The organism is Allobosea eneae (assembly GCF_042657265.1).
Classification (GTDB): Bacteria; Pseudomonadota; Alphaproteobacteria; order Rhizobiales; family Beijerinckiaceae; genus Allobosea; species Allobosea eneae.
The window spans coordinates 38402-63368 of record NZ_JBHSLW010000011.1; the positions used below are offsets into that span (position 1 = coordinate 38402).

At 68.0% G+C, this 24967-nt stretch carries 25 protein-coding genes and 1 pseudogene; 14 read left to right on the top strand and 12 right to left on the bottom strand.

Annotated features, from left to right (window positions below):
- Window positions 1-139 precede the first annotated feature (139 nt).
- From ACFPOB_RS10170 to ACFPOB_RS10180, 3 genes are all read right to left on the bottom strand, one after another.
- Window positions 140-1159 (bottom strand): amino acid ABC transporter substrate-binding protein, encoded by a 1020-nt coding sequence (locus tag ACFPOB_RS10170; protein WP_377798026.1) that lies wholly within the window; start codon window positions 1157-1159, stop codon window positions 140-142.
- An 89-nt stretch (window positions 1160-1248) separates the two neighbouring features.
- Window positions 1249-2433 carry a cystathionine beta-lyase gene (gene metC, locus ACFPOB_RS10175; RefSeq protein WP_377798028.1) on the bottom strand — a complete coding sequence of 395 codons (1185 nt, stop codon included), beginning with the start codon at window positions 2431-2433 and terminating at the stop codon, window positions 1249-1251.
- Window positions 2434-2581: 148 nt separating this feature from the next.
- Window positions 2582-3457 carry a LysR substrate-binding domain-containing protein gene (locus ACFPOB_RS10180; protein WP_377798029.1) on the bottom strand — a complete coding sequence of 292 codons (876 nt, stop codon included), beginning with the start codon at window positions 3455-3457 and terminating at the stop codon, window positions 2582-2584.
- A 241-nt stretch (window positions 3458-3698) separates the two neighbouring features.
- On the opposite strand from ACFPOB_RS10180, the gene ACFPOB_RS10185 reads away from it, so the two are divergent.
- From ACFPOB_RS10185 to ACFPOB_RS10240, 12 genes are all read left to right on the top strand, one after another.
- Complete coding sequence (locus ACFPOB_RS10185; protein WP_377798031.1) at window positions 3699-5153, top strand: methyl-accepting chemotaxis protein; 1455 nt, start codon at window positions 3699-3701, stop codon at window positions 5151-5153.
- A gap of 58 nt (window positions 5154-5211) precedes the next feature.
- Window positions 5212-5679 carry a response regulator gene (locus tag ACFPOB_RS10190; protein ID WP_377798032.1) on the top strand — a complete coding sequence of 156 codons (468 nt, stop codon included), beginning with the start codon at window positions 5212-5214 and terminating at the stop codon, window positions 5677-5679.
- 115 nt (window positions 5680-5794) lie between these two features.
- Window positions 5795-6076 (top strand): STAS domain-containing protein, encoded by a 282-nt coding sequence (locus ACFPOB_RS10195; protein WP_175506699.1) that lies wholly within the window; start codon window positions 5795-5797, stop codon window positions 6074-6076.
- A gap of 7 nt (window positions 6077-6083) precedes the next feature.
- Window positions 6084-6443: a response regulator gene (locus ACFPOB_RS10200; RefSeq protein WP_092155896.1), complete on the top strand. Its 360-nt coding sequence runs from the start codon at window positions 6084-6086 to the stop codon at window positions 6441-6443.
- A gap of 7 nt (window positions 6444-6450) precedes the next feature.
- Window positions 6451-8775 carry a chemotaxis protein CheA gene (locus tag ACFPOB_RS10205; protein ID WP_377798035.1) on the top strand — a complete coding sequence of 775 codons (2325 nt, stop codon included), beginning with the start codon at window positions 6451-6453 and terminating at the stop codon, window positions 8773-8775.
- A 3-nt stretch (window positions 8776-8778) separates the two neighbouring features.
- Complete coding sequence (locus ACFPOB_RS10210; RefSeq protein ID WP_057190852.1) at window positions 8779-9282, top strand: chemotaxis protein CheW; 504 nt, start codon at window positions 8779-8781, stop codon at window positions 9280-9282.
- 79 nt (window positions 9283-9361) lie between these two features.
- Window positions 9362-11284: a methyl-accepting chemotaxis protein gene (locus tag ACFPOB_RS10215; RefSeq protein ID WP_377798036.1), complete on the top strand. Its 1923-nt coding sequence runs from the start codon at window positions 9362-9364 to the stop codon at window positions 11282-11284.
- A gap of 15 nt (window positions 11285-11299) precedes the next feature.
- Window positions 11300-12157, top strand: a complete 858-nt coding sequence (locus tag ACFPOB_RS10220) for a CheR family methyltransferase (protein ID WP_377798037.1) — start codon at window positions 11300-11302, stop codon at window positions 12155-12157.
- The gene (locus ACFPOB_RS10225; RefSeq protein ID WP_092155893.1) at window positions 12154-12747 is read left to right on the top strand and encodes a hypothetical protein; all 594 of its coding nucleotides are present in this window, start codon (window positions 12154-12156) and stop codon (window positions 12745-12747) included. Before ACFPOB_RS10220 ends, ACFPOB_RS10225 begins: the two co-directional genes overlap by 4 nt.
- Window positions 12747-13859, top strand: a complete 1113-nt coding sequence (cheB, locus tag ACFPOB_RS10230) for a chemotaxis-specific protein-glutamate methyltransferase CheB (protein ID WP_377798038.1) — start codon at window positions 12747-12749, stop codon at window positions 13857-13859. The genes ACFPOB_RS10225 and cheB overlap by 1 nt, the downstream gene beginning before the upstream one ends.
- A gap of 113 nt (window positions 13860-13972) precedes the next feature.
- Complete coding sequence (locus tag ACFPOB_RS10235; RefSeq protein ID WP_057190857.1) at window positions 13973-14359, top strand: response regulator; 387 nt, start codon at window positions 13973-13975, stop codon at window positions 14357-14359.
- A gap of 130 nt (window positions 14360-14489) precedes the next feature.
- Window positions 14490-15047, top strand: a complete 558-nt coding sequence (locus ACFPOB_RS10240) for a glutathione peroxidase (protein ID WP_377798040.1) — start codon at window positions 14490-14492, stop codon at window positions 15045-15047.
- A 139-nt stretch (window positions 15048-15186) separates the two neighbouring features.
- Here ACFPOB_RS10240 and ACFPOB_RS10245 read toward each other — a convergent pair whose 3' ends face one another.
- From ACFPOB_RS10245 to fliK, 6 genes are all read right to left on the bottom strand, one after another.
- Window positions 15187-16602, bottom strand: a complete 1416-nt coding sequence (locus ACFPOB_RS10245) for a mannose-1-phosphate guanylyltransferase/mannose-6-phosphate isomerase (protein ID WP_377798041.1) — start codon at window positions 16600-16602, stop codon at window positions 15187-15189.
- A gap of 104 nt (window positions 16603-16706) precedes the next feature.
- Window positions 16707-17252: a molybdopterin adenylyltransferase gene (gene mog, locus ACFPOB_RS10250; protein WP_377798043.1), complete on the bottom strand. Its 546-nt coding sequence runs from the start codon at window positions 17250-17252 to the stop codon at window positions 16707-16709.
- Window positions 17253-17261: 9 nt separating this feature from the next.
- Window positions 17262-18269 (bottom strand): NAD-dependent epimerase, encoded by a 1008-nt coding sequence (locus ACFPOB_RS10255; RefSeq protein ID WP_377798045.1) that lies wholly within the window; start codon window positions 18267-18269, stop codon window positions 17262-17264.
- 63 nt (window positions 18270-18332) lie between these two features.
- Window positions 18333-19460, bottom strand: coding sequence for a GNAT family N-acetyltransferase (locus ACFPOB_RS10260; protein ID WP_377798047.1), 1128 nt, complete (start codon window positions 19458-19460; stop codon window positions 18333-18335).
- Entirely contained in the window at window positions 19457-19735 is a 279-nt protein-coding gene (locus ACFPOB_RS10265) for an EscU/YscU/HrcU family type III secretion system export apparatus switch protein (protein WP_377798049.1), read from the bottom strand. Before ACFPOB_RS10265 ends, ACFPOB_RS10260 begins: the two co-directional genes overlap by 4 nt.
- The gene (gene fliK / locus ACFPOB_RS10270; protein ID WP_377798051.1) at window positions 19732-21297 is read right to left on the bottom strand and encodes a flagellar hook-length control protein FliK; all 1566 of its coding nucleotides are present in this window, start codon (window positions 21295-21297) and stop codon (window positions 19732-19734) included. The genes ACFPOB_RS10265 and fliK overlap by 4 nt, the downstream gene beginning before the upstream one ends.
- 119 nt (window positions 21298-21416) lie before the next feature.
- On the opposite strand from fliK, the gene ACFPOB_RS10275 reads away from it, so the two are divergent.
- Complete coding sequence (locus ACFPOB_RS10275; RefSeq protein WP_377798053.1) at window positions 21417-22427, top strand: aldo/keto reductase; 1011 nt, start codon at window positions 21417-21419, stop codon at window positions 22425-22427.
- Window positions 22428-22539: 112 nt separating this feature from the next.
- On the opposite strand, the pseudogene ACFPOB_RS10280 reads toward ACFPOB_RS10275, so the two are convergent.
- A pseudogene (locus ACFPOB_RS10280) lies at window positions 22540-22951 on the bottom strand (DUF2000 family protein).
- Between ACFPOB_RS10280 and ACFPOB_RS10285 the strand changes: the two are divergent.
- Window positions 22950-23834: an AraC family transcriptional regulator gene (locus ACFPOB_RS10285; protein ID WP_377798054.1), complete on the top strand. Its 885-nt coding sequence runs from the start codon at window positions 22950-22952 to the stop codon at window positions 23832-23834. The pseudogene ACFPOB_RS10280 and the gene ACFPOB_RS10285 overlap by 2 nt on opposite strands.
- 6 nt (window positions 23835-23840) lie before the next feature.
- Here the strand turns inward: ACFPOB_RS10285 and ACFPOB_RS10290 are convergent, their stop codons facing one another.
- Both ACFPOB_RS10290 and ACFPOB_RS10295 read right to left on the bottom strand, forming a co-directional pair.
- A complete protein-coding gene (locus ACFPOB_RS10290) occupies window positions 23841-24164 on the bottom strand; it encodes a hypothetical protein (protein WP_377798056.1) in 324 nt (107 codons plus the stop codon).
- 111 nt (window positions 24165-24275) lie between these two features.
- On the bottom strand, window positions 24276-24887 hold the full coding sequence (locus tag ACFPOB_RS10295) for a TetR/AcrR family transcriptional regulator (RefSeq protein ID WP_377798058.1): 612 nt from the start codon (window positions 24885-24887) through the stop codon (window positions 24276-24278).
- Window positions 24888-24967: the final 80 nt, after the last annotated feature.

Below are 24967 nucleotides of genomic sequence, written 5' to 3' on the forward strand. Positions count from 1 at the left end.
GCCGCAGAGCCCGGCGGTTCCGTGTGCCTGCCTCGCTGGCTAGAGCAATTCCGCAACTCCGAATCGCGGAATTGCTCTAGGTCTTTGCTTTATCGCATTTTCTTCACGCGAACCGGTGTCCACTCCGCTCGAAAATGCTCTAGCGGAAGGGCGGCGAGTACTGGATGCCGCCCTTGTTCCAGAGCTCGTTCGGGCCGCGCGATAGCTTCAGGCGCGAGCTCTCGCCAAGATGCTGCTCGAAGCTCTCGCCGTAATTGCCGACGGCCGAGATGATGCGCACGACCCAGTCATTGCTGACGCCCATAGCCTCGCCCATCTTGCCGTCGAGGCCGAGGAAGCGCTTCACCTCAGGGTTCGAGGATTTCAGCATCTCCTGGACATTGGCCTTGGTGATGCCGAGCTCCTCGGCGTTGATCAGCGCCAGCACGGTCCAGCGTACCAGGTTGAACCAGGTCTCGTCGCCGGTGCGGACCCAGGGGCCGAGCGGCTCCTTCGAGACGACTTCCGGCAGGATGACGTGATTGTCTACGTCCTGCAGCTTCATCCTCACGGCCGAGAGGGCGGAGATGTCGGTGGTGTAGGCGTCGCAGCGGCCGGATTCGTAGGCCTTGAGTGCTTCTTCCGATGTGCCGAAGGCGGCGGCCTCGTATTTCTTTCCGAGCTTCCGGAAATAGTCGGCGAGATTGAGCTCGCTGGTCGTGCCCTGCGCGACGCAGACCGAGGCGCCGCCGAGCTGGGCGGCGGAGGAGACGCCGAGCTTCTTCGAGACCATGAAGCCCTGGCCGTCATAATAGTTGACGGTGGTGAAGGTGACGCCCTGGCCGGCATTGCGCGACAGCGTCCAGGTGGTCGTGCGCGGCAGGACGTCGATCTCGCCGGCCTGCAGCGCGATCAGCCGGTCCTTGGAGGTCAGCGGGACGAAGCCGGCCTTCTCGGTGTCGTTGAAAATGATGGCGGCGAGCGCCCGGCAGATGTCGATGTCGAAGCCCTGCCAGCGGCCATTGGCATCCTGGGTTGAGAAGCCGGCGACGCCGGGGCTGGTGCCACAGATGATCTTGCCGCGGTCGCGGATCATCTTGAGCGTGTTGGCATCGGCGGGCGCGGCGAAGCCGGCGGCGAGCGCGAGTGCAGCAGTCAGGCGAAGCAAAGGCCGTTTCATCGTTGATCCCCTGTCGTTGTTTTCAGGCAAAGCTCTCCCGCCGCGGCGGAGACCTGCTCCGCCGCGTTCGTCATTCCGGGTCTTCCGTCTCAGGCGACCTTCGCGGCCGCCGGCTGTTCGAGCGCGATCAGCAAGGCGTCGAGATCGTTCCAGAGGTCTTCCTGATCCTCGAGGCCGATGCTGATGCGCAGCGACGGCCCCTGATGCGGCCAGGGCACGACGGTGCGCTCGCCCTCCGGCGCCAGCGGCGCGATCAGGCTGCGCGTGCCGCCCCAGGAGGCGCCGATGGCGAAGACCCTGAGCGCCGAGAGCGCCTGTTCGAGCAGAGCGTGCGGCACCGGCCTCAGCACGATGCTGAACACGCCTGACGAGCGGCCCATGTCGCGCTTCCAGAATTCATGCCCGGGGCAGGAGGGCAGGGCAGGGTGCAGCACGGACTCGACCGCGGGCGAGCGGGCGAGGCGCCGGGCGAAATCCTCGGAGACCTTGCCCATATGGGCAAGGCGTAGCGCGAGGGTCTCGAGGCCGCGCAGAGCGAGCTGGACTTCGTCGGGCGAGACGCCGACGCCGAGGCCGCGCAGCGTCACCTTCAGCTGTTCGCGCAGGCCGAGATCGGCGACTGTGATCGAGCCGAGCAGCAGATCGGAATGGCCGCCGACATATTTGGTCAGCGCCTCGCAGGCGAAGTCGACGCCATGGGCCAGGGGCTTGAAGATCAGCGGCGTTGCCCAGGTGTTGTCGCAGCCGACGAGCACCCCCTTCGCCTTTGCCGCCTTCACGATGGCCGGGATGTCCTGCACCTCCATCGTGTTCGAACCGGGCGACTCGACCCAGACCAGCTTGACTTTGTCGTCGATGAGATCGGCGATGCCGGCGCCGATCAGCGGATCGTAGACGCCGTAGTCGATGCCGCGCGGCTTCAGATACTCCTCGCAGAAGCTGCGCACCGGCTGGTAGACCTGATCGGGGATCAGCACCTTTTCTCCCGGCAGCAGCACCGAGAGCAGGACGATGGTGACCGCCGCCTGGCCGGAAGGCACGAGCACGGTGCGGACCCCGCCATGCAATGCGGTCAATTGCGCCTCGAGCGTGCGGTGCGTCGGGGTGCCGTGCAGGCCGTAGGTATAGCCGTCGAAGCCGCGATGCTTGCGGGCGAAGAAGCTCGCCGCGTCGGGATAGACGATGGTCGAGGCGCGATGCGTCGGCACGGTGAGGCTGGCATAGCCCTCTTCGTTGACGGCGGGGTGGTGAACGCTGCGAGTCGCGTCGTGCATGAGAAGAGGTCCTTTCGTGGGAGAAAGGTTCCCTCCGCGGGGTCTTGCCGGCAATCAGCCCAAACTCATGGCTCGATGCCTGGATGTTATGCTTCGCTCTTGCGCGAGTTCTTATCGTGCGACCGATTCCGGTCGAACGGAACGCGCGCTAGCGCACTTCCATCAGGCAATCGATGAAATCGCGCACCAATTGCGATTTCGGCCGGTCGAGCGGCAGGATCAGCAGGCTACGGCTCTGCACCTCCGGCTCGAAGGGGCGCAGCACCAGCCGGGTCGGATCGGCGCCGGCGACCGCATAGGGGCTGACCAGGCCGACGCCGACGCCTTCCGCGACGAGGGCGCAGACGGTCGCGGCATAGATGGTCTCGACGACGATGCGCGGCTTGACGCCTGCCTGCGCGAAGATGCGGTCGAGCCGCTGGCGGGCGCGATCCTCCGGCACATAGGCGACGAAGGGCAGATCGTGCAGGTCGGCCGGGCCGATCAGCTCCTTCTCAGTGAGCGGATGGCCGAGCGGCAGGGCGCACAGCACGCGCGGCTGGACGAAGAGCTGATGCAGGATACCGGAGACGTCGATCTCGTCGGCGGCGAGGCCAATGTCGAAGGCGCCCGAGGCGACGCCGTCGCGGACATCGCGCGAGGGCAGGACCATCAGCGTCACTGCGATCTCCGGGCGCCGGTCGCGGAAGCGGCGCACCGCCCGCGGAACCAGCGAGGAACCGAGCGCCGAGAGCGAGCCGACGCGCAATTGGCCGGCGCCATGGTCGCGGATGCGGGCGGCGGTGGCGCGCAACGTATCCATGCCGAGGAAGGAGGCCTGGACCTGGGCGTAGAACAATTTGCCCTCGGGCGTGGCGACGATGCGGTTGCGGATGCGGTCGAACAGCAGGAAGCCGAGCGATTTCTCCAGCTCTGCGATGGCGCGGCTGACGCCCGGCTGGGTGACGCCGAGCAGCTCGGCGGCGCGCGAGATCGTGCCGGCCTTCATCACCGCGGCAAAGGTTTCGAGCTGTCGGCTGTTCAAGCGGCGTCCATGGGATGAGGAGACGAGAGGAGGGTAGATCGGATGCAGCGTCGTGGGAACTGAAGGCGGCACGCCCAGAGGTTAACGAGAGGGCGCTTAGCGATTGCAGCAAGCCCTCGTTGTACGCCGGATTATACCAAAGGACTGCCGCCGATCGGCCGGGCTGCCGCAGCATTAACCGCGGCTTTACTGCGTTCATTTAACTTCCGCTGGCAGAACTCTAAGATGGAAGCGCCGAGCGATGCACGCCCAGGCCCTCAAGCTGCCTGATCCCGCTAATGAGGATGCGCCGAGCGCAGAGGCGGCGGCTCATGCCGTCCGCGAGATCGCCGAGCGCTTCGGCAAGCTCAGCGCCGAGATCACCGATATGTCCGGCCGCATCGGCGACGTCAATGCCGAGCTCGATCGGCAGACCGATGGTTTGCACCGCGTCGTCAGCTCGGTCGAGCAGGTCTCGCGCTCCAATCAGGCGATCCAGCAGGCGGCGGATACGGCCCAGCAGGCCGCTTCCGTGGTCAAGAGCGGACTGGAGCGCGTCACCGGCGCGGTCCGGCAGGGGCTGAATGCGGCACAGAGCGACATCGCCGAATTGTCGGATGGGGCACAATCGATCTCGCAGGCCCTGAACGAGGCCGTCGGGCGCGCCCACAAGGCGCGCGAGGCCAGCGAGGCGATCCAGACGATCACGCGCGAAATCCAGCTGCTTTCGATCAATGCCGGCGTCGAGGCGGCGCGCAGCGGCGCCGCCGGGCGCGGCTTTGCCGTCATCGCCGCGGCGGTGAAGCAACTCGCCGAGCAGACGCGCGACGCGACGGCCGCCAGTGCCAAGCAGCTCGACGCTCTGGTCGCAACCGTCGACCAGCTGGCGAAGCAGAGCGAGGCGAACGCGCAGGCGGCGCGCCGCGCCAGCGAGGAGAGCCAGGGCATTTCCCAGCAGATCGGCGAGCTCGACCATTTCGGCCGTTCGGTCGTCGGCCTGATCGGCGAAATCGACTCGATCTCGGCGCCGGCGCGCGAGAACGCCGTCGCCTTCGCGCAGGTCGGGGGCGAGCTGAAGGGGCTGGTCAACGGTGTCGACCAATCGGCCCGCAATCTCGAGGTCGCGGCACGGCGCGGGGCCTCCTTGGTCGCGACCAGCGAGGCGATCCTCGGCGCGATCGCAGGCTCGGGCGTGCGGACGCCGCAATCCGACATGATCGAGCTCGCGGCCGAGGCGGCTGCCACGATGGCGGAGCTGTTCGAGCGGGCGCTGGCGAAGGGCGAGATCGGTCAGGCCGAATTGTTCGACGAGGCCTATCGGCCGATCCCGGGCAGCGATCCCCAGCAGTTCATGAGCCGCTTCACCGAGCTGACCGACCGGCTCCTGCCATCGGTGCAGGAGAAGATGCTGTCTGCGAGCAAGCGGATCGTCTTCTGCGCAGCGGTCGACCGCAACGGCTACCTGCCGACGCACAACCGCAAGTATTCGCAGCCGCAGGGGCCTGACCCGGTCTGGAACAACGCCAATTGCCGCAACCGGCGCATCTTCAACGATCGCACCGGCCTCGCCGCGGCGCGCAACCAGAAACCGTTCCTGCTGCAGACCTATCGGCGCGACATGGGCGGCGGAAACTTCCTGGTGATGGAGGATCTGTCGGCACCGATCTTCGTCAGGGGCCGGCACTGGGGCGGGGTCCGGTTCGGGCTCAGCGTCTGAGGGCCGGAGGGGCTGAAGCCGTCGCGTACAGGGTTCAGTTGAGTATCGAGTTGCGGACATGCATATCGCACCATCCTTCCCCAATCTCTCGGTGCTGCTGATCGACCCCAGCCCGCACTATCGGCGCATCATTCGCACCATGCTCTACCAGGCGCAGCTGCAGCGCGTCTTCGAAGCGGCCGATCTCGCCACGGCGACGACGACCTTCATCCAGAAGCAGCCCAACATCGTCATGCTCGATTGGGATCTACCGGATGGCGACAGCGTCAAATGCCTGGCCGCGATCCGCTCGTTCAAGACCTCGCCCTTCGCCAAGGCGCCGGTGCTGGTCATGATGGAAAAGCCGGATCGGCGCGCGGTGGTGCAGGCTGCGAAGCTCGGCGCGCACGAGATCATCGTCAAGCCGATCTCGCCGAACAATCTCTGGCTGCACCTGTCGGGGATCATCAACATCCCACGCAAGTACAAGGAAGTGAACGGCAGCATCTCGCTCGTGCCGCGCGCGATCAGCAACAACCTCTTCTAAGGCGAAGAATGGTGCCGCGGAATGGCCACAATCCTTGTCGGTCGACCGCGCGGTTAGCGAAATTTTTACCAATCCCCGGGATGCTTCTCAGTCAACAAACACAGGGCGCGCCGCCGTGGTCATCACCGTCTCACTTCCGCCTTTCCTCGGCCGGTCAGAGGCCGCGGCTTTCCGCAATCAGCTGCTCGTCGCGCTGGAGCAGAAGGAAAGCATCGCGGTCGAGTGCGCGGAGGCCGGGCCGTTCCCGAGCCTGTGGATCCAGCTTATGCACGCGGCTGCCACCAGCGCCAAGGCGCGCGGGCTCAGCGTCACCCTCAAGGCGGTCTCGGACGAGTGCCGCCAGTCCTTTCAAGCGATCGGGTTCGACCCGGCGCAAAGCGCCCTCGTTCTGGAGTGATCCCGCGATGAAGATCCTCGCGATCGACGATACCAAGACGCTGCTCAGCCTGCTCAGCATGACGCTGCGCAACGCCGGGCACGAAGTGGCCGAGGCGGAGAACGGCGAAGAGGGGCTGACGCGCTTCGACCAGTTCAAGCCCGATCTCGTCATCACCGACCTCAACATGCCGATCATGGACGGCATCGAGTTCACGCGCGCCTGCCGGGCCCGCCCGGCCGGGCAGAACACGCCGATCATCGTGCTGACCACCGAGAACGGCGCCGAGATCAAGGCGGAAGGCCGCCGCGCCGGCGCCAGCGCCTGGATGGTCAAGCCGTTCGAGCCCAACACCCTGCTCGGCCTCGTCGCGCGCTACCAGAACTGAGGCGTCCATGGATCCCCTGGCGGAACTCAAGCAAACCTTCTTCCAGGAGTGCGAGGAACTCCTCGGCGCGCTGGAGCAGAAGCTCCAGGCGCTCGACGAGGGCTCGACCGATTCCGAGGACGTCAATGCGGCCTTCCGCGCCATCCACTCGATCAAGGGTGGCGCCGGCGCCTTCGGCTGCACCGAGCTCGTCGGCTTCGCCCATGTCTTCGAGGCGGCGCTCGACCATCTGCGCTCCGGCCGGGTCGCGCTCGAGGATGCGCCCTTCACCCTGTTCCTGCGCTGCTCGGACGCCGTCGCCGACCTGGTCGCTGCGGCCCGCAACGACGAGGCTGCGCCGGTTCGCCCGGACCTTCTCGCTGCGCTCGAACAGGTCGGCCAGGCCAAGCCCGTTGCACCCGCGGCTCCGGCTGCTCCTGTCGCGCCGCCGGCGGCTGCCGCCGCGCCGGCCTCCGACGGGCCGCCCGGCATCGCCGCGCTCGGCAACCTGCTCGCCATGGTCGACGCCAAGATGGGCGCGCTCGCTCCCGTAGCGCCGGCCGCGGCCAATGACGGCTGGGACGATGACGCGCCCGTCGTCGCAGCGGCTGCTCCGATCCGCAAGCCCGGTCACGACATCTGCATCAAGATCACGCCGGAAGCCGACCTGTTCCGCCGGGTGATCGAGCCACGCGTCGCGATCGGTATCCTGCCCGCCGACGAGATCGTCTCGGTCGCTTGCGATCTCAGCCATGTGCCGCCGCTCGAGACGCTCGACGTCACCGACTGCCATATGCGCTTCACGGTGATGATGCGCACCGAGCTCTCGGCCGACGAGATCGTCTCGAAATTCGACTTCACCCTCGCCAATGAGGAGTTCGAGGTCGAGGTCCTGCCGGAAGCCGAGCTTGAGCTTGTTGCCGAGGCGGCTCCTGCCGCTGTTCCGGAGGTGCCGCAAAATGTCGCCGCCGACCTGTCGGCGATCCTTGCCCGGCTCGGGCCGGCAACTGAGGCTGCGCCGCAGCCCGATATCCAGCCCGCCGCTGCGCCTGCGGCCGCCCCGGCCGCTGCCGCGCCCGCGGTCCCGGCTGCTCCGGCGGCGGCGCGTGCGGCTGCGCGGCCCGTTTCCAACGAGGCCGCGGCGCGTCAGCGCCAGGCGGTCAGCGTGCGTGTCGACCTCGACCGCATCGACCGGCTGATGAACCTGGTCGGTGAGATCGTCATCACCCAGTCGATGCTGGTCGAATGCGTGCGCTCGCTGCCCTATGACGTCTACGCCAAGACCGCCGAAGGCATCCTGACGCTCTCGCGCCAGACGCGCGAACTGCAGGACCATGTCATGGCGGTCCGCGCCCAGCCGGTGAAGGCGGTGTTCCAGCGCATGCCGCGCCTGGTGCGCGAGCTCGCGCAGACGCTCGGCAAGGAAGTGAAGCTCGTCCTCGAAGGCGAGAACACCGAGGTCGACAAGACGATCATCGAGGAGCTGGCCGATCCGCTCACCCACATGATCCGCAACTCGATGGATCACGGCGTCGAGACGCCGGAGGAGCGCATCGCCGCCGGTAAGAACCCGGAAGGCACGATCAAGCTGATCGCCGAGCACCGGGCCGGCCGCATCGTCATCAGCGTGACAGATGACGGGCGCGGCATCGGTCGCGACAGGCTGCTCGCCAAGGCGAGATCCCGCGGGCTGGTCGGCGCCGACGAGAAGCTCGCGCCGGAGGAGATCGACCAGCTGATCTTCGCCGCCGGCCTGTCGACGGCGGACGCGGTCAGCGACATCTCCGGCCGCGGCGTCGGCATGGACGTGGTGCGCCGCAATGTCGAATCGCTCGGTGGGCGCATCAGCGTCGATTCCGAGCCCGGCCGCGGCTGCAAGTTCACGCTCGCTTTGCCGCTGACGCTCGCCGTGCTCGAGGGCATGGTGATCCGCTGCGGCGACGACCGCTACGTGATCCCGATCGCCAGCGTGATCGAGACACAGCATCTCGCCAACACGCCGATCGAGCACCTGACCTTCGGCCAGGAAGTGCTGCGCTGGCGCGGCGAGATCACGCCGCTGCACCGGCTCGGGGCCGTGATGGGCTCGGCTGGGACGCGCGACGAGAACATCATCATCATCGCGGAGACCGAGCGCGGCGGCAATGTCGGCATTGCGGTCGACGAGATCGTCGGCCAGCAGCAGGTCGTCGTGAAGAGCCTCGAGTCGAACTATGGCGCTGTCGCCGGCGCCTCGGCTGCGACGATTCTCGGCGACGGCCTGGTCGCGCTGATCCTCGACGTCGACTCGATGCTGCGCGTGGCGGCTTCGGGTACCCGCCAACCCGCTCCCGAACTCAAACTGGCTGGATGAACCATGTCCCTGCAGCTCAGCGAAAAGCACTTCACCTCGGCGCAGCCTGAGTCCGCGGCGCGTCGGATCGTCACCTTCCGGGTCGGCGACCGCACCTTCGGCATCGATGTCGGCATGGTCCGCGAGATCAAGGGCTGGCAGGCGACGACGCCGCTGCCGCACGCGGCCCCGCATGTCCGCGGCGTGCTCAACCTGCGCGGCGTGATCCTGGCGGTCTACGATCTGCGCACCGCGATCGGGCTGGGCTCCACCGAGGCGACCGCGACCCATGTGATCGTCGTCGTCGACGTCGAGGACAAGACCGCCGGCCTGCTGGTCGACTCGGTTTCGGACATCGTCGACGTGCCCGTCAGCGCGGTCCGCCCGGCGCCGGACCTCGAGCGCGACGAGCACGGGCTGATCGAAGGCCTCGTCCTGCTCGACACCGAGATCGTCGCCTTGCTCGACCTCGCCGCGGTGATCCGCGACGGTGGCGACAACCAGGACAAGCAACTGCGCGTCGCCTGACGTCGATCGGCCTTGCCCGGTGGCGCCCAGCCGGAATGCCGAATGATGATCAGGACCGCCTGAGAGACAAAAAGAGCCGATGACTCAGCTGGGCGCCTTCTCGAAACTCTCGGTCAAGCTGCCGGCACTGTTCGCCGGCGGCGCTGCCGTTTCGAGCGCGCTCGTCGCTTATGCGGTCCAGCAGAGCGCAAGCGCCCGGCTCGGCGCCCTCGGCCTGTCCAGCCAGCAGGTCGAAGCGGCGCTGTCGGGCTTTGCCGGCACAGCCTTGTCGTTCGGCGTCGCCGGTGTCGCTCTCGCCGCCGGCTTCGGCTGGCTCGCCGCCCGTTCGCTGGCCCGGCCGGTCACCGCGCTGCGCGAGGGCATGGAGAGGCTCTCGGAAGGCGCGCCCGGCGCCGTGCCGGAACTCGACCGCCGCGACGAGATCGGCGAGCTCTCGCGGGCGCTGCGCCAGGTCCAGGAAAGCTCGGTCGAGGCAGCGCGGATCAAGGCCGCGCTCGATGGCTGCCGCACCGCCGTCATGGTCTGTGACGCGAAAGGCCAGGTCGTCTACGTCAACAAGTCGCTGCTCGCCTTCTTCAGCGGGGCGCAGGAGGATTTTCGCGCCGCCTTTCCGGGCGTTTCGGCCAAGGACATGCTCGGCAAGGTCCTGGAGCTGTTCGCCGGCCCGCAAGGCGTCCCCGAGGCGCGCAGCATGCGTGTCGCGCTCGGCAAGCGCATGGTCGCGCTGACGCTGACCGTCACGACGCAGCCCGATGGCCAGAGGCTGGGCTCGACGATCGAGTGGCGCGAGCTGACCGAAGAAATGCGGGCCGCCGACGAGGTCGCGGCCGTGGTTGCCGCCGCGGCGGAGGGCGACTTCTCGCGGCGCGTGCCGCTCGCCGGCAAGCCCGAGGCGCTGCAGCGCATTGCCACCGGCGTCAACGAGATCAATGCGATCGTCGAGGCCGCCACCGACGAGTTCGCCACCGTGCTGGCCGGTCTCAGCGAAGGCGACCTGACCGGTCGCATCGACGGGGCCTATGACGGGCGGCTCGGCGAACTGAAAGCCGGGCTCAACCAGACCTTGGCGCGGCTGACGCAGACAGTCTCCGGCATCCAGCTGGCGGCGGCCCATGTCGCGGCGACAGCGGTCGAGATCAAGGCGGGGGCGGTCGATCTTGCCGGACGTACCGAACAGTCGGCCGCCGGCCTGGAAGAGACGGCAGAGACCACCGCTCAGCTCGCGGCCTCGATCACCGGGAGCGCCAGTCGCTCGCGCGCCGCGACCGAGCTCGCGGACGAGGCGATGTCGGTTGCAGGCAGCGGTCAGCAGGCCGTGGCCGAGACGATCGCGGCGATCGGGCGAATGGAGGAGTCATCGGCGCGCATCGCCGAGATCGTCACCGTGATCGACGGCATCGCCTTCCAGACCAACCTTCTGGCGCTGAATGCCGCGGTCGAGGCTGCCCGCGCCGGTGAGGCCGGGAAGGGCTTCGCGGTCGTCGCATCCGAAGTGCGCACCTTGGCGCAGCGCTCGGCGACGGCTGCCAAGGACATCAAGGGCGTGATCGCCAACTCCAATGCGCAGGTCGCCGAAGGCGTGCGGCTGGTGCGCCGGACCGGCGAGACGCTCGGCAAGATCGTCACGGCGGTCGAGCAGGTCTCGGCGACCGTGTCGGAGATCTCGCAGGCGAGCGCCGGGCAGGCCGGCGACATCGCCGCGATGAGCCGCTCCGTCGCGGCGATGGACGAGGCGACGCAGCAGAACGCGGCACTGGCCGAGCAGAGCGCCGGCGCGGCCGCGAGCCTTGCCGAACAGACGCAGGCGCTGCGCGAGCTCGCCGACGTCTTCCGCCTCGAGCGGCCGACGGCCCATGCCCGGCCACTGCCCGCACTGTCACCCAGCGAGCCGCGCCGCGTGCCGGCCCGTCAGGACCATCATCGTTCCACCGAAACCCGCCCCGTCCTTCCGCGCCGCCGCATCGCCGGCGGCGGCCGGATGGATGAGTGGGCCGAGCACTAATTGGTTTTGCAGGGCATGAGCATGCTTGCGCCGCAACCCGTCCAGTCGGACACGACGCTCAGCCGGGACGACATGGCCCTGGTGGCCAAGCTCGTCTACGAGCATGCCGGCATCGTCATCCGCGAGCACAAGGAGGCGATGGCGCGCGGGCGGCTGGCGCGGCGCGTCAAGGTGCTCGGCCTCGGCTCGATCGCCGAATATTGCGCCTATCTGCGCACAGCCGCCGCAGTCGATGAGATCCCCGAGCTGATCAACGCCGTCACCACCAACCACACCGCCTTCTTTCGCGAACGTCACCATTTCGACCATCTGCGCAAGGACGTGCTGCCGCGCCTGGTCCAGGAGCGGGCCGGGCGGCGCGGGCGCATCCGGATCTGGTCGGCAGCCTGCTCCTCGGGCGAGGAGCCCTACAGCGCCGCGGCGATCTCGCGCGACGTGATCGGCCATCGCAGCGACCTCGACTTCAAGATTCTGGCGACCGATATCGACACCGACATCCTCGACCGGGCGGCGGCCGGACAGTATCCCGCCGAGCAGTTCGACCGGCTGCCGCCGGACCTGCGCCCGCTGCTCAGGCTGGAAGGCCAGAGCTCCCGCGGCGAAGCCCGCATCGCCGAGGACCTGAAGCGGCTGATCGCCTTCAAGCGGCTCAACCTGATCGAGCGCTGGCCGATGAAGGGGCCGTTCGACGTGATCTTCTGCCGCAACGTCTTCATCTACTTCGACACGCCGACCAAGGCCGCGATCCTCGACCGCTATGTCGCTTTGCTGCAGCCCGGCGGCTTCCTCTATCTCGGCCACTCCGAATCCCTGCCGCAGCCGCATCCCCAGCTCAGGCTGATCGGCCGCACCATCTACGAGCGCACGCCATGAGCCTGAACCGATCCTCACGGCGCTATTTCGATCCGCGCTTCGAAGCGACCATCATCACGGTCGCGCCGGGCGAGCACGAGATCACCTCGGCCAAGGACGAGATCGTCGCCACCGTGCTCGGCTCCTGCGTCTCGGTCTGCATGCGCGACCCGCAAATCGGCGTCGGCGGACTCAATCATTTCCTGCTGCCGAAGAACAATGGCGGCACCGACGCCAGCGCCGGCGAGCGCTATGGCGACACCGCCATGGAGGTGCTGATCAACGGGCTGATGAAGCGCGGGGCCCGGCGCAGCCAGCTCGAGGCCAAGGTCTTCGGCGGCGCGCGCGTGCTTTCGGGCGCCACCATGCTGGCGATCGGCGAGGGCAACATCACCTTCGTCAACGAATTCCTCGCCCGCGAGGGTATTCCAGTGGTATCGAGGGATGTCGGCGGCACACGTTCGCGCCGCATCCACTACCAGCCCGCGACCGGGCGCGCTTGGGTCCAGCACGTTCAGCAGGCCGCGCGCGATCCTGAGCGCGAGCAGGAAATCGCCTACCTCAACCGTCTCAAGACCCAGCCGGTGGCTGGCGAAGTGGAGATCTGGTGATGAGTCCGCTGACCTCATCCGCCGGCCCGGTAAAGGTCCTCGTCGTCGACGATTCCGTGCTGATGCAGAAGCTGATGACGCAGATCATCAACTCGACGCCCGGCTTTCAGGTGATCGGCGTCGCCGGCAGCGCCGAGGAAGGCTGGGACGCAATCCAGGAGCTGCGCCCGGACATCCTGACACTCGATCTCGAGCTGCCCGGAAGGCACGGGCTCAAGCTGCTGGCGCGGGTGCTGAAGCAGGACCCCCTGCCGGTTCTGATCGTCTCGGCCTTCGGCGGGCCTGGCGCAGACAACACCATCCAGGCGCTGGAGCTCGGCGCCATTGATTTTATCGAGAAGCCGGACGGGGCGACACACACGCTCGAAGGCTTCATGAAGCATGTCGCCGCGGCGCTGCAGCGCGCCTCGGCCAGCCGGCGCATGCTCGCCGCCGCCAAGGAGCTTGCCGCTCAGCAGCGGCCGGCTATGGCTGCCCCGGTCCGGCCGCTGGCCGCGCCTGCTCCCGCCGCACATGGCAAGGTCTCGCTGATCGCGATCGGCGCCTCGACCGGCGGCGTTCCGGCGGTGCAGACGGTGATGCGCGACGCCGCGCATCTGCGGCTGCCGATCGCCGTGGTCCAGCACATGCCGGCCGGCTACACCGCCAAATTTGCGGCGCGGCTCTCGGCCGCGACCGGGCTCGACGTGCGCGAGGCCAGCGACGGCGACCGCTTGCGGCCGGGCATGGCAGTGGTCGCGCCGGGCGGCTCCAAGCATCTCGAGATCGAGGAGCGCCGCGGCGAGCTCATCTGCCATCTCAAGGAAGCGCCGCTGGTCAGCGGGCACTGCCCTTCGGTCGACGTGATGTTCCATTCGGTCGCCCGCGCGCTCGGCAGCCATGCGATCGGCGTTCTGCTCACCGGCATGGGTCGCGATGGCGCTGACGGTTTGTTAGCCATGCGCAAAGCCGGCGCTGCGACGTTAATCCAAAGTGGCGAGACCTGTGTGGTAAACGGAATGCCGAAAGCCGCGTTCGAGTTGGGCGCCGCCGACAGGGTCGTGCCGCTCGACCAGATCGGAGGCGCCATCGCGGGGCTGCTGGGCGAACGCCCGCAGCAGCGCACCGCATAGATCGTCGCGCGTCCGAACGGACGCGGTCACGATGATCTATCAAATTGTTATCGCATCGGATTCTTCCGAAAAGTGGACTCCACTTTTCGGTCAGAAGCCGTAAGGAGAGTGCCATGTCAAAGGCGAGAAGCGACTACCGCATCCTCGTGGTCGACGACCAGAAGAGCATGCGCGGCCTTGCCACCTATTTCCTCAAGCAGATCGAGTTCCAGGACATCGACGAGGCGGAGAACGCCCGCGAGGCCCTGATGAAGATGCAGACCAAGCGCTACGATCTGCTGCTGCTCGACTGGAACATGGACGGGATGAGCGGCATCGACCTCTTGCGCGCCATCCGCTCGGTGCCGGAGCTCAACCAGATCAAGATCATCATGGCGACTTCGGAACGCTCGGTCGACAAGATGGATGAGGCGACCAGCAACGGCGCCGACCACTATGTCGTGAAGCCCTATGAGCTGCGCGATCTCGAGGTCCGCGTGAAGAAGGTGCTGGCCTGCTGAGCGGCCGGTCGTTGTGCAAACGACGGACGCCCCGGCCCGCGCCGGGGCGTTTTCGTTTTCGCTCGCGGATATCTTACTTGGCGAGTAGGCTGTGACGGCAGTAGCCTGGCATTATCGCGGAGCTTGCCCTATGCGCTTCCATCGCCGCCAGATTCTCACCTTGCTTGCCCTCGCACCGGCGGGGCCGGCTCTCGCGGCGCAGGGCGAGAGCAATGCCTACGCATTCAGCTTCGACCGGGCGGAAGGCGGGCGCATCCCGCTTTCGGCCTATCGCGGCAAGCCGATCCTGATCGTCAACACCGCGACGCAATGTGGACTTGCCGGGCAGTTCGCCGGGCTGGAGCAACTCTGGGAGCGCTACCGCGAGCGCGGCCTCGTGCTGATCGCGGTGCCGAGCAATGATTTCGGCGGGCAGGAGCCGCTCGACGGCGCGGCGATCGCCGAGGCGGTGCGCCAGAGCCATGGCGCGAACTATCCGATCACGCAGAAGAACGTGGTGCGTGGGCCGGATGCGCATCCGTTCTATCGTTGGGCGGCGAACCAGCGCCCAAGTCAACTGCCGAGCTGGAACTTCCACAAATACCTGATCGGCCGCGACGGCAGCCTTGTCGGCAGCTTCAGCTCGCGGATGGACCCGCTCTCCCCGGAGCTGATCCGCGCGATCGGGCAGGAGCTGGCGAAGGCTTGAGCCGAAAGGCCACCTACGCCGTCATGGTCGGGCTTGTCCCGACCATCCACGTCTTCCTTTTGCAAGGCGCTGTTCAAGACGGGGATGCTCGCCACAAGGGCGAGCATGACGAGCGGATATCACGTCGCTGCGTCTACCCTCAGCTGCGCGCGTAGATGTCCTCGATGCGGACGATGTCGTCCTCGCCGGTGTAGCTGCCGACCTGGACCTCGATCAGCTCCAGCCCGATCTTGCCGGGGTTCTTCAGCCGGTGCGTGCAGCCGATCGGCAGATAGACCGACTCGTTCTCGTGGACGAAGCGGACGGTGCCGTCGAGCGTGACCTCGGCCGTGCCGCGGACGACGACCCAGTGCTCGGCGCGGTGGAAATGCTTCTGCAGGCTGAGCTGGCCGCCTTCCTTGACGTGGATGTGCTTGACCTGAAAGCGGGCGCCGATGTCGATGCGCTGATACCAGCCCCAGGGGCGGTAGATGCGCAGGTGCTCGCTGGCCTCGGGTCGCCCCTCGGCCTTCATCTGCTCGACAAGCGTCTTGACCTTGCCGGCCGCCGCCATCGAGGCGACCAGCACAGCATCACGGGTCGAGACCACGACGACGTCTTCGAGCCCGACCACGGTGGTCAGCACCTCCTCGCTGCGGATCAGCGAGCGACGGGTGTCGAGCGCGACAGCGGGGCCCTCCAGCACGTTGCCGTCGCCGTCCTGCGGCTTGATCGCATGGATCGAATCCCAGGAGCCGACATCGGACCAGTCGAAGGAGGCGGCGAGCATGCCGGCATGGGCGGTGCGCTCCATCACGGCATAGTCGATCGAGATTTTCGTGGCCTTGCCGAAGCTCTCGGGGTCGAGCCGCAGGAAGTCGAGATCGCGGCTCGCCTTGCCGACTGCGGCCTCGGCCGCCGAGAGTACGTCCGGCGCATGGCGCGAGAGCTCGTCGCGCATGGTCTTGGCCGAGAACAGGAAATTGCCGCTGTTCCAGAGATAGCCTTCGGCGACATATTTTTCGGCGACGTCGCGCTTGGGCTTCTCGACGAAGCGCGAGAGACGATTGGTGCCGGGTTCGGGCAGCGCCTCGCCAGGGGCGAGATAGCCATAGGCGGTCGAAGGGTGCGTCGGCTTGATGCCGAGCGTCATGATCAGCCCGGTCGCGGCCAGCTTCGCGGCGCGCTTGCAATCCTCGCGGAAGGCTTCGGCGTCGCCGACGACATGGTCGGAGGCGAGCGCGATGCAGACGGCCTCGGGATCGCGCTTGCCGGCCATGACCGTGCCGACCGCGATGGCCGCGGCGGAATCGCGCCGCTCGGGCTCCAGCACGATCTCGCCCTTGATGCCGAGCGCCAGCATCTGCTCGGCGACGATAAAGCGGAAATCATTGTTGGTGATGACGATCGGCGCGCCGAAAGCCGGATCGACGAGCCGCTGCAAGGTCGCCTGGAAGGTCGAGAGGCCGTCCTCCAGCAGCGCGATGAACTGCTTCGGCATGGTGTCGCGAGACAGCGGCCACAAGCGGGTGCCGGAGCCGCCGGCCATGATGAGCGGGATGATTTTTGCAGTCATATCGAACTTCCGGCGGGAATTGGTCCGTCTAGTCCTACAGCAGCGAAGCTACCATGCGATAAACGCTCATAAGGAGAGGCGGGTGGTATCCGTCGAGGTATTGTTCACCCTTTCGGCTTCTGCCCCGGCCGGAACGCGACGATGACGGCCGGATCGGTCTCCAGAGAGGGACCCTCGATCAGGTCGATGCAGTAGGGGATCGCCGGCATCACCGCATCCAGGCATTCGGCGATGGCGCGCGGCCGGCCGGGCAGGTTGACGATCAGCGACTTGCCGCGGATGCCGGCGAGCTGGCGCGAGAGGATCGCGGTCGGGACCTTGGCGAGACTGACCTGGCGCATCAATTCGCCGAAGCCGGGCATCAGCTTGTCGATCACATCCTCGGTGGCTTCAGGCGTGACATCGCGCGGGGCCGGACCGGTGCCGCCGGTGGTGACGATCAGGCAGCAGCCTTCCTTGTCGGCGAGCTCGACCAGCGTCTGGGCGATGCCGGCGCGCTCGTCGGGGATGATGCGCGTGATCGCCTGCCAGGGGCTGGTGAGCGCCTGGCTGAAATAATCGAGGATCGCCGGGCCGCCCTCGTCGGCATAGATGCCGGCCGAGGCGCGGTCGGAGATGGTGACGATGCCGATCTTCGCGGGTGACGCCATCGCAAATCCTCAGACGCGATAGAAGTCGCGATACCAGCGCACCATCCGCCCGATGCCCTCGGCCAGCGGCGTATGCGGGCGAAATCCGACCGCCGCCTCCAGCGCCGAGACGTCGGCGGCGGTGCGTAGCACGTCGCCTGGCTGGCGCGGCTTCATCTCCATTACCGCTGTCCTGCCGAGCGCCTGCTCGATCGTGGCGATGAAGTCCATCAGCGGCACCGGATCGGAATTGCCGATATTGTAGAGCCGCCAGGGTGCCGAGGAGGTGGCGGGGCCGGGCTCGTCGCTCGACCAGGCCGGATCAGGCGCGGCGACGTTGTCGAGCACGCGCACCACGCCCTCGACGATATCGTCGACATAGGTGAAGTCGCGCTCGTGCCTGCCTTCGTTGAAGACCTCGATCGGCTCGCCGGCGAGGATCTTCTTCGTGAAGATCATCGGCGCCATGTCGGGCCGGCCCCAGGGGCCATAGACGGTGAAAAAGCGCAGGCCCGTGGTCGGCAAGCCGTAGAGATGGCTGTAGGCATGGGCCATGCCCTCATTCGCCTTCTTGGTCGCGGCGTAGAGGCTGACGGGGTGGTCGACATTGTCCTCGACGCGGAAGGGCGTGCGGGTGTTGGCGCCGTAGACCGAGCTGGAGGAGGCGTAGACGAGGTGCGCGACGCCGCCCCGGCGGCAGCCCTCGAGCACATGGCCGAAGCCGGTGAGGTTGGAATCGAGATAGGCCTGCGGGTTCTCGATCGAGAAGCGCACGCCGGCCTGGGCGCCGAGATGGACGACGCACTCGAAACGCCCTTCCGCGAAGAGCCGGGCCATGCCGTCGCGGTCGGCGAGGTCGAGCCGTTCGAAGCTGAAGCGGTTGTTTCCGTCGAGCCGGGCCAGCCGCGCCTGCTTCAAGGTGGGATCATAATAGGCGTTGAGATTGTCGATGCCGACGACCTCGTCGCCGCGTTCGAGCAGAACCCGGGCTGTCTCATTGCCGATGAAGCCGGCAGCCCCCGTCACCAGAACGCGCATGATCCTCCTCGCGCCAGACGCGGCGTTTCGTCCAAACGTCTATCGAGCAGCTTGCAGCCCCGGTCAACGCGGGCTGCGGTCGCGCCAGCCTCTCAGCCGCATGCGCGCCGCCGCGGCGAGCCGGGGCAGGGCGGCGGAGCTGTCGGCGAGTGCGACGATCGCGTTCGCCATCTCCTGCCGCTCGCCCCAGGGATAGGCTGACGGATCGATCCGGTCGCCGGCACCGCTGTCGAGCCGGAAAGGACGGCCGGTGGCAAAATCGGCCCGGAGCATCTCGATCGCGAGCGCCCGCCCGGGCGAGAGCCGAGCCTTGCCCTCGTCATAGGCGATCTTGAGGAAATGCGATTGGCCGGCGAGGTCGAGCAGCAGGCCGCCGGCGATCGGGGCGCCATCGAGCCGGAGCAGGTCGATGCGAGCGGCGTCGGCGGCGGCGAGGTTCCGGATGAGCTCGCGGATATAGGCGCCATGCCGCGGCAGGCTGGCGAGGGCGGTCCCGCTGCGGCCTTTCCAGCCGGCGGCTTCGAGCGTCAGGAACGCTTCCAAGGCGGTGATGGCATCAGCGCCGCGATGGCGCTGATAGGCGAGCGCGCCGGCCCTCTCCAGCTGGCGATGCTGCTGCATCCGTTTCTTGTAGCCCTGGCCGAGGGTACGGCGCAGATAGCGCTCGGCATCGTCGCCGGGCTCGGGGACCAGCATCGGCCGCTGCCAGAGTTCGAAGGTCGCGATGCTCCCGCCGGTCGCCATCAGCGCGGCTTCAAGAGCGACGAAGACACTGTTTTTCAGGGGAAGCAAAGGTAGTTTCAGCACCTTCGGCAGGTCGGCCGCCTCGATGATGGCCGCGAGAAGCGCAACGGCGACATCGCCAGCGCGGTCGCGATCGAGCACCGGAGCCGATGAGACCTCGTAGAGCGGCATCAGCGGCGCTCTGAGGACCGCCCCCAGACCGCTTTGAAGGTCGCGCGTCCGGCGCAGCGCCCAGAGGCCGAGCAGGCGTTCGTCGTCTTGCTCCTGTGCCGCGAGCACGACGATGTCGTCGCTCGCTATGCCGAAGCTCATCGCCGCCGCGACGGCCGCCGGAGCCAGATGCAGATTGGGCGCCTCGGCGCGCCGGCAGAGATCGACGAAGGCCTCGGCGTAGGCGGCGCCATAGGTCCCGGCCGGTAGGCGGCGGACCGCGATCGGAGCGGTCATGGGCGCGATGGGCCACTGCGGCGGCGCAGGCCGAGCACGAAGGCGATCACCTGCGCGGTGGCGAGATAGAGCTCCTCCGGGATGCTGTCCTCCAGCTCGACCGCCGAGAGCGCCTGCGCGAGGGCGGCGTTCTGCTCGATGGCGATGTCGTGCTCGCGCGCGGTCTCGACGATCTTCTCGGCGACGAGGCCATGACCCTTGGCCGTGACGCGCGGGGCGCCCTGGCCGTCATATTCGAGCGCGACCGCAAGTGGCAGCGGCAGAGGCCGGGTCATGAGCGGCGATCCAGGAACTGCCCGGCGACCGCCCTGGCCTGCTGCGGATGGCCGGTGAAGACCTCGAATTCGGCGCTGTCGAAGCGCGACCTCAGCAGCGAGGTTTCGAGATCGGGGGTCGCCTGGCGCAACAGGCGGCTCGTATCCTCGCGCTCGGCCCAGAAGGAGACGCCGATGGCGCGGCCCTGCAAGGTCACCACGCCCTGCAACGCCCCGAGCGGCTCTACATCGATTGCGAAGCGCACGCGCCAGAGCGGGGCGTCGGGCGTCGCCGAGCCGGATTGCGGCGGGTCGCGCTCGATCTCGAGCGGCAGCACGGCGGTGCCATTCGGCAGGGCCAGCGGGATCTCGGTGAGCCAGCGTGCCGGTGGCTGCTGATCGAGCCGCGCCGTTTCCTGCGGCAGCGAGGCATATTGTGCGAGTGCGATGCGATCGAGCGCCGCTTCCGCCTGGCCGAACAAGGTCTGCGCGATCATGGCCGGCCGGGCGGCGTTGTTGAGGCTCGGCTCGCTGGCCGGTTGCGGCGTCAGCAGGCCGTCGCGTGGCGGCGCCGGACGGGCCTTGGCCGGCGTCGAGGCGGCCGCGTCCTGCTCTGGCGTGGTGCGCACGGCCGGGCGCCCGGGCTGCGGCGCAGTTTCGTTCGCGGGCTCGCCGGGGAGCGGCAGCCGTGCGGTCGGCGTGCCCTCGACCGCCGGTTTCAACAGGTCGCGCAGGCTCTGCAAGGCCGCCTTGAGATCGGTCTGCGGCGTCGGCACTTCGCCTGCGGCTTGACGGGCTTCGAGGAAGAGGCCGGAGCGGGCGACGGCTGCCTTCAGAGCCTCGGCCGTCACGGGCCTGGTCTCGGCTACGGGCAGGCGCTGAGCGAGGATCTGGTCGACGAGCGCCATCAGCGGCTTGGGCAAGGTCAGAGCGACCGTACCCTGCGCCAGGCTGCCGAGATTGGCGAAGAGCGGGGCGAGGCTGTCCTGCCGCCCGAGCGCCGCGCCGAGCAGGGGGCCGGCGATCGCGCGCGGAGCAACGGGGGCAGGCTGGGGGACGATCGGTGCGGCGGCTGCCGTTGCGGGGATCGTGCGACCGGCCTGCAGGGCGGTGGCGGTAGCAGGCAGAGCGGTCGGAATCGTCGACGGCGGCGAACCGCCCGGGGATGCGATCGTGGTGGGCGTCCCCGGCATCGGCTGTGGCGCCGGGGGCGCGGTGCCGGCCGCCTGTTGTGCGGGCGTCGTCGGAATATTGGCGCTGCCCGCCGGCGCCGGGCGGATGCCGACCAGCGTCGCCTGCAGCGGCCCGCCAGGCTGCTCGGGGGCGGCGAGCTTGAGCATCAGCGCGGCGCCCGGCTGAAGTGCCGCCTGTTTGGCCTCGGGGCCGGCAAGCACGAGCGCGACCTTGACGCCGTTGACCAGGGCCGTGGCGTTGCCCTCGTTGTCGAGCGCAACGAGTTTGGCCTCGACCGTCTTGCCCGCGGCAAGGCCGCCATTGCCGGTCATCGTCGCGAGCAGGGTCGCGAGATTCTGGCTCTTGATGAGCGCCGCGAGCTGCGCCGGATCGGACGGGATGGCTGCCATCCGCGCAGGCTGGCACGAAATGTTAAGGATTCTCTTGCGCCGGTCAGCGTTGCGTCAGCTGGGCTGGTGCGGGCGCCGGCTCTGCGGCAGGTTTGCCCGCCTGTTCAGGAGAGATCGTCATGGATTATCGCGCGCTCGGCCGCTCCGGCCTCAAGGTCTCGCCGCTCTGCCTGGGCACGATGATGTTCGGGGCGCAGACGGACGAAGCCGATGCGCGGGCGATCATCGACCATGCCGCCGCCGCCGGCATCAACTTCATCGACACCGCCGACGTCTATGCCGAGGGGCGCTCGGAGGAGATCACCGGCCGCGCCATCGCCGGCAACCGCCAGGACTGGGTGCTGGCGACCAAGGCGGCGAATGCGATGGGTGACGGGCCGAACCAGCGCGGGCTCTCGCGCAAATGGCTGCTCGAAGCCTGCGACGCCAGCCTGAAGCGGCTCGGCACCGATTTCATCGACATCTACTATCTGCACAAGGAAGATCACGGCACGCCGCTGGCCGAGACGATCCGGGCCATCGGCGATCTCGTGCGGGCCGGCAAGATCCGCTATTTCGGCGTCTCCAATTATCGCGGCTGGCGCGTCGCCGAGATCTGCCGGCTCTGCGACGAACTCGGCATCGACCGGCCGGTGGTCAGCCAGCCCTATTACAACGCGATGAACCGCATGCCGGAGGTCGAGCACCTGCCAGCCTGCGGCTATTACGGCCTCGGCGTCGCCAGCTATTCGCCGCTGGCGCGCGGCGTGCTGACCGCGAAATACGAGCCCGGCCAGGCGCCACCGGAAGGCTCGCGGGCCGGGCGCGCCGACAAGCGCATTATGCAGACCGAATGGCGCGAGGAATCGCTCGTCATCGCCCGCACCATCCGCGACCATGCCGCGCGGCGGGGGCTGACGCCCGTGCAGTTCGCGGTTCGCTGGGTGCTGAACAACAAGCTCTTGACCGCGGCAGTGGCCGGCCCGCGCACCATGGAGCAATGGCAGGGCTATCTGTCGGCGCTGTCAGCCGACTTCACCGCCGAGGACGAGGCGCTGGTCGACAGCCTCGTGCCCGCGGGGCACCCCTCGACGCCGGGCTACAGCGATCCGGCCTATCCGCTCGAAGGGCGGCTGGCGCGGACGGGGTGAAGCGGCGTGCCTCCCGTCATTGCGAGGAGCGTAGCGACGAAGCAATCCAGGGGACGTAGCGCTCTGCCGCCCTTGGATTGCTTCGCTGCGCTCGCAATGACGGTGTTGGGGTCTACGGATGCAACTTCAACCCCTTGATCGCCTTGTCGACGGCCTTGCGCTCGCCATGCAGTGCGATGCCGACGAGGTCGAGGGCGTCGGTCGGCACGGCCTCGACCGCGGCGCGATTGGCCTCGTCATGGCCGGTCGCAAACAGCTCTCGCGTGTAGAGCGAGGGCGTCAGTCCCGCTTCGGCGGCCCGGCGAAGCACGCGGGTGAGGTCGGCCGAGGTCGCGGCGAAGATCAAGGATCGGCTGGCGCACCAGCGGGCCGTAGACCTTGCCGGAGCCGTCGCGGTAAGCTTGCCCGCCGAGCTCCGGCGCGGCGGCGACCAATCCTCCGGACAGGAACGCGGTGACGTTGAGCTTCTGCCAGGCGGCGAGCTCGTCATGGACGATGATGGCAATCTTGGTGTCGAAGCGCATGCCGACAGCGATAGAGCCCGGCCAGCCGGCGGGTCTTGAACGTTCGTGCGCGCTCGCCTCGCCCGGCGACTGGATCCGCACCGCGCCGGACGGGGAGGGCCTCGAGCGGATCGAGGCCTTCTTCAGCGGCCACGCCTATGACACGCACCGGCACGACACCTATGCGATCGGCTACACCATCAGCGGGGTGCAGAGCTTCGACTATCGCGGCGCGCAGCGGGATTCGACGCCGGGCGACCTGATGGTGCTGCATCCGGACGAATTGCATAACGGCCGGGCCGGAATCGAGGACGGCTTCCGCTATCGCATGGCCTATGTCGAGCCCGGGCTGATCATGGCGGCGCTCGCCGCACGCGCCAGTGCGATCCCGTTCATCGGCAACGCCGTTTGCCGCGATGGTAGCCTGATGCGGGCACTGATCGGGTTGCTCGGCGATGTCGAGCACGGGCTGGAGCCGCTGGAGCGCGATGCCGCTATCGGCGCGCTGGCCGAGGCGCTGCTCAAGCTCGATCCGTCGTGCGCGCTGGCCGGCGCGGAGACGCCGGCTATGCGGGCCTGCGAGCGAGCGCGGGATTTCCTCAGCGAGAGCCGCGACGAGACGATCGACTCCTCCATGCTGGAAGCGATCACCGGGCTTGATCGCTATGCGCTGGCGCGGCAGTTCCGCCGCCGCTACGGCACCAGCCCGCATCATTACCTGGTGATGCGCCGGCTGGAGCGGGCACGACTCCTGATCCGCCAGGGCGAGACATTGGCGGAGGCCGCTGCGGCGAGCGGTTTCGCCGACCAGAGCCATATGACCCGCCATTTCCGCAAGGCTTACGGGCAATCGCCCGGGCGCTGGCGGGCGATGCAGGTCGGCGATGTGCCGGACGCGGCCTGAGCGCGCTCAGTTCATCACGCAGAAGCCGCCGGCGACCACTCGCGAGCGGCACCAGACGCGCGGTTCCGCCGGCTGTGAGCCGCGCAGATTGGCCGTTTCAGCCGCAGCGATGGCCGCTGGGGAGGCGATATGCAGAGGCTGCGGCGCGGCGGCAGCGGCTTCCGTCTGGCGGCCGCGCAGCGTCGGGTTCACCGCAACGTTGGCGCCATCGCGCTGGGGCTGGCTGGCGTTCGTGGTCTGCGAGCGGCCGCCACCGCGGAACTTGGCGGCTTCGGCACTCGCCGGCAGCAGGGCGATAGCGAGGGCGGCGACGGCGAGACGACGGATCATGCCAGGCTCCATTGCATGGCATGAGAGTGCCTGCGTACGCGCGCGCCGCCCAGCAAAGCCTCGGATCAGACTGAGCAAGGCGTTAAACGGATATCTTGTTCTGCTGCGCCATCAGATGTGGGGTTCCGTTAGAGCGGGCCAGGCCGCCATCGCGCCCTGCGCCACCGCTTCGAGTTCGGTTCGGCTGGCGCCGTCGCGGGCGCGGATCGACATGCCCTGCTGCACCGTGCAGTAGAAGGCGGCGATGGCGGCCGGATCGCAGCCTGCCGGCAGCTCGCCATGGGCGATGTCGTCGCGCAGGCGCGTTTCCAGCACGCCCTGCATTTCGCCGCGCGCGTCGCGCAAGGCGCGGCCAGCTTCTTCGCTCGTGCCGGCAGCATGAACCACCGAGAGCACGACCATGCAGCCTGCCGGCTTGTCGGGACGGCTGAAGAGAGCGGCCGAGCGCATCAGATAGGTCCCGATCGCTTCGCGGGCGGTCGGCGCGGCGGCGATGGCGGCGGCGAGCTCGGCGCCGTCGCCCGCCTCGTAGAGCGCCATCGCCTCGCGATACAGCGCCTCCTTGCTGCCGAAGCAGGCGTAGAGGCTCGGCGCATTGATGCCCATCGCCGCGGTGAGCTCGCTCATCGCGGCGCCCTGAAAGCCCTTCTCCCAGAACAGCAGCATGGCCTTCTGCAATGCGTCAGCCCTGTCGAAGGCGCGTGGACGGCCTCGTTCGGCCATGATCATCGCCTTTCTGTAATGGCCGATAAATAAATCGCTTGACCTGCCGCGGCAAGCAGTGAATCAATATCTGTATCAAT

Excerpts from the sequence above, each read along its gene's own strand:
- ACFPOB_RS10170 (WP_377798026.1), bottom strand. The coding sequence starts at position 1,159 with ATGAAACGGCCTTTGCTTCGCCTGACTGCTGCACTCGCGCTCGCCGCC.
- metC (WP_377798028.1), bottom strand. The coding sequence starts at position 2,433 with ATGCACGACGCGACTCGCAGCGTTCACCACCCCGCCGTCAACGAAGAG.
- ACFPOB_RS10185 (WP_377798031.1), top strand. The coding sequence starts at position 3,699 with ATGCACGCCCAGGCCCTCAAGCTGCCTGATCCCGCTAATGAGGATGCG.
- ACFPOB_RS10190 (WP_377798032.1), top strand. The coding sequence starts at position 5,212 with ATGCATATCGCACCATCCTTCCCCAATCTCTCGGTGCTGCTGATCGAC.
- ACFPOB_RS10200 (WP_092155896.1), top strand. The coding sequence starts at position 6,084 with ATGAAGATCCTCGCGATCGACGATACCAAGACGCTGCTCAGCCTGCTC.
- ACFPOB_RS10205 (WP_377798035.1), top strand. The coding sequence starts at position 6,451 with ATGGATCCCCTGGCGGAACTCAAGCAAACCTTCTTCCAGGAGTGCGAG.
- ACFPOB_RS10210 (WP_057190852.1), top strand. The coding sequence starts at position 8,779 with ATGTCCCTGCAGCTCAGCGAAAAGCACTTCACCTCGGCGCAGCCTGAG.
- ACFPOB_RS10215 (WP_377798036.1), top strand. The coding sequence starts at position 9,362 with ATGACTCAGCTGGGCGCCTTCTCGAAACTCTCGGTCAAGCTGCCGGCA.
- ACFPOB_RS10220 (WP_377798037.1), top strand. The coding sequence starts at position 11,300 with ATGAGCATGCTTGCGCCGCAACCCGTCCAGTCGGACACGACGCTCAGC.
- ACFPOB_RS10225 (WP_092155893.1), top strand. The coding sequence starts at position 12,154 with ATGAGCCTGAACCGATCCTCACGGCGCTATTTCGATCCGCGCTTCGAA.
- cheB (WP_377798038.1), top strand. The coding sequence starts at position 12,747 with ATGAGTCCGCTGACCTCATCCGCCGGCCCGGTAAAGGTCCTCGTCGTC.
- ACFPOB_RS10235 (WP_057190857.1), top strand. The coding sequence starts at position 13,973 with ATGTCAAAGGCGAGAAGCGACTACCGCATCCTCGTGGTCGACGACCAG.
- ACFPOB_RS10240 (WP_377798040.1), top strand. The coding sequence starts at position 14,490 with ATGCGCTTCCATCGCCGCCAGATTCTCACCTTGCTTGCCCTCGCACCG.
- ACFPOB_RS10245 (WP_377798041.1), bottom strand. The coding sequence starts at position 16,602 with ATGACTGCAAAAATCATCCCGCTCATCATGGCCGGCGGCTCCGGCACC.
- mog (WP_377798043.1), bottom strand. The coding sequence starts at position 17,252 with ATGGCGTCACCCGCGAAGATCGGCATCGTCACCATCTCCGACCGCGCC.
- ACFPOB_RS10255 (WP_377798045.1), bottom strand. The coding sequence starts at position 18,269 with ATGCGCGTTCTGGTGACGGGGGCTGCCGGCTTCATCGGCAATGAGACA.
- ACFPOB_RS10260 (WP_377798047.1), bottom strand. The coding sequence starts at position 19,460 with ATGACCGCTCCGATCGCGGTCCGCCGCCTACCGGCCGGGACCTATGGC.
- ACFPOB_RS10265 (WP_377798049.1), bottom strand. The coding sequence starts at position 19,735 with ATGACCCGGCCTCTGCCGCTGCCACTTGCGGTCGCGCTCGAATATGAC.
- fliK (WP_377798051.1), bottom strand. The coding sequence starts at position 21,297 with ATGGCAGCCATCCCGTCCGATCCGGCGCAGCTCGCGGCGCTCATCAAG.
- ACFPOB_RS10275 (WP_377798053.1), top strand. The coding sequence starts at position 21,417 with ATGGATTATCGCGCGCTCGGCCGCTCCGGCCTCAAGGTCTCGCCGCTC.
- ACFPOB_RS10285 (WP_377798054.1), top strand. The coding sequence starts at position 22,950 with ATGCCGACAGCGATAGAGCCCGGCCAGCCGGCGGGTCTTGAACGTTCG.
- ACFPOB_RS10290 (WP_377798056.1), bottom strand. The coding sequence starts at position 24,164 with ATGATCCGTCGTCTCGCCGTCGCCGCCCTCGCTATCGCCCTGCTGCCG.
- ACFPOB_RS10295 (WP_377798058.1), bottom strand. The coding sequence starts at position 24,887 with ATGGCCGAACGAGGCCGTCCACGCGCCTTCGACAGGGCTGACGCATTG.